Source organism: Flavihumibacter sp. CACIAM 22H1 (genome assembly GCF_001601815.1).
Classification (GTDB): Bacteria; Bacteroidota; Bacteroidia; order Chitinophagales; family Chitinophagaceae; genus Flavihumibacter.
Window position 1 is genome coordinate 27,182 of sequence record NZ_LUKG01000064.1, and the last position, 2,506, is coordinate 29,687.

Below are 2,506 nucleotides of genomic sequence, written 5' to 3' on the forward strand. Positions count from 1 at the left end.
TTAAGATGGTTGAAGACAGTGGCTTATCTAATAAGGTTAAAAATACCTATATCAATGCATATAAGGATAAGTTGAGAAAGATGGGAATGACTCAAACCATGATTGCTGAAGCGGTCAATAATGAGCACCCAAGTGTCTATGCACCTACAACAGTTCCTTTAAATCTAACCTTCAGAAACGGCACAAAAATAACCGGTTATTTTGATTCTTCTCCGCAGTCCGATGAGTTAAAAAAAGAGAACAAATACACTTTCATCGAGTTAAAGAACGTAGAAAATTATAAAGAGCATAAATCTTCAGAATATATGACAATTGTTGAGGGCGACCAATTGACCGACATTACCTATGCTCAGTGAATCATTAAACGCTTTCTCATTTATAGTAGGTCGGCGACATTAATAATGCACAGCGCCGCTTTAAAATAAATTCTTCGGGCTTTTATCCTTGCTACCCCAATAGTCAAAGACCTTTTGTGTTTCTTCGGATATATAGACAGTTATTGGCCGGGGATCTATTTTCAGGCTTCCAGTTTACACCCTTTCCAAGTCGGACGATTAGTTCTTCCTTAGTTAATCCTGATGAGGCTGTATTTATCGATTCTGCCGTTCCTATTTTCAAATTCGTCAGAAAATAATAACGCGCCCGCCCTTTATCCTAGATTGTAGCCTTTATCCTATTATGTAAGGATTTTTCCATCTTCTTCTGTAAGGATTTTTAAAATATTCCTTACAAAAGATAGCCAAATCATAGCAATCAAGGATTAAACTTCTGTGTTTCTGCTGCTTAGGAAAAATATTGGCTACAACGCCTTCCAAAACATCTCTATAGTCTCCCTATTATCTTGAGTAACCAGATTCTCTTTTCAGATGTAGCATTTTCGGCACGATGTAGAGCTGGTCCATTCTAATCCTGGCAACCAGAACACAACATCATAATCAGTAAGCCTGCATTTAATACTTAAATTTTCTGATTTTTTTTCGATCATTTCAACCAGATCATCGTACATGCCCCGCCTGGCTTACTTGCTAAAACATCAGCAAAGTTATGTCATCGGAATGCTCAATAAGCTGTTCCAGCCCGGAAAGAATGTCGGATGTCTGCTGTTCATCCATTTGAATGGCATTAAGATTTGGTTTTTAAATATTAAATGAGCTTAAACCTGTAATAAACTAGTCGACCTTAACAACCTGTATTAAGTCATCGTCAATTACTCTTTCAGGTCCTTTCCAGCTGCTGCAATCGACCTTGATACAATTGCCAATAATTGCGTTTGGTGGTTTTATCGAGATAAGACGCCCATGTTAATTCCTCTACCTTATCTGTTTGGGAAAGCATAAGTTGCCTGATCGTCTCGAAGGAGGCCCTGGAAATACCTGCCTGGTCAGCTAATACAGAGAATTGCTGCATAATTTTCCCCTGTGCTAGATTTTTGGGTAATAAGCCATCCTCTAAGGCAAAATCCTTGTCCTTAATGTGTATCCGGCTGTTGAGCAGGTCATAGGCCGGGCTGAGGCGGTAATCTCCCATGGGTGTTTCGAGGAGAGAAAAATTCTTGAAATGCGCATCTCCATTTGAAAAGAGATAGTTGAACATGAGCAGTTTCAACAATTTCGGAGCTTCTACGGGATAAGCGGGGACGTACTTTTCCATAAGCTGAAATAGCTGCAAATAGTTCCCTAGATATTTATAGTGCTCTCCGTGTGTTGGAGGCGTGCGCCCGGCCAGGGATGCGAAATCTTCGCGCGCTAGTTTGCTATCATCTTCATCAACATCAAAGCGTTTGGTGATATACGCGGGTGATCTATTTCGGAAGAAGATCAGCACATTCTCATTTGCAGGTATTTGGTCCGGCCTGTTTTGAAGGGCCTTGTTGCCCTTGCCATTTACAAATTTACCCAGTAGCTGATACGGGTCCGCACCATAAGAGCTTTACGTTGCAGCGTTTCGATCTTATTGATCAGTTTCAGAACCTGGTTCTGTAAGCATATGTAACAATGACTCCGGCAAAATCTTTTTGGTTTTTAATCCCAATTCCTTCAGCTTGGTTGCCTGGGTAACCAGGTTGTCATTTCCCGTTGTTAACTGCTTGTATGCATCGCCGTATTTAGTCTGTGCTTTTTTTAGATAGTCCCCCACATCTTCCAAATTGGAAACAAAACCCACAAACTTGTCATACAATTTTGCACCTCTTTCTGCAATCTCATTCGCATTCTGGTTCTGGTATTCCCGTTTCCAAAGATCAACAATCAGTTTTAAAGATGTAATCAGGTTAGTGGGACTTAACAACAAAATTCTTCTATCATAAGCAAAATTCCAAAGTTCCTGGTCGGCCTGCAGGGCCGCAATATAAGCAGGTTCACTTGGGATAAACATCATTACAAAATCAAGGGTTTTACTATAATCGTCGTAGCCTTTTGCACTAAGCAACTGGATATGTCTTTTTATAGCGGCAACATGATCATTTAATTCATTTTCCCCTGGTGCTCCAACCGGGGCATCTATACAT

The 2,506-nt window shown here is 40.3% G+C and carries 3 protein-coding genes; 1 reads left to right on the top strand and 2 read right to left on the bottom strand.

Annotated features, from left to right (window positions below; all coding sequences use genetic code 11):
• The coding region (locus A1D16_RS15760) for a hypothetical protein (RefSeq protein WP_290711219.1) at window positions 1–356 on the top strand (356 nt) is incomplete at its 5' end.
• Window positions 357–1,215: 859 nt separating this feature from the next.
• Here A1D16_RS15760 and A1D16_RS15765 read toward each other — a convergent pair.
• Both A1D16_RS15765 and A1D16_RS15770 read right to left on the bottom strand, forming a co-directional pair.
• Window positions 1,216–1,824 carry a HipA domain-containing protein gene (locus A1D16_RS15765; RefSeq protein ID WP_290711221.1) on the bottom strand — a complete coding sequence of 203 codons (609 nt, stop codon included), beginning with the start codon at window positions 1,822–1,824 and terminating at the stop codon, window positions 1,216–1,218.
• Between the two features lie 126 nt (window positions 1,825–1,950).
• Window positions 1,951–2,506: DNA recombination protein RmuC (locus A1D16_RS15770; protein ID WP_290711223.1), on the bottom strand; the 556-nt coding region annotated here is incomplete at its 5' end.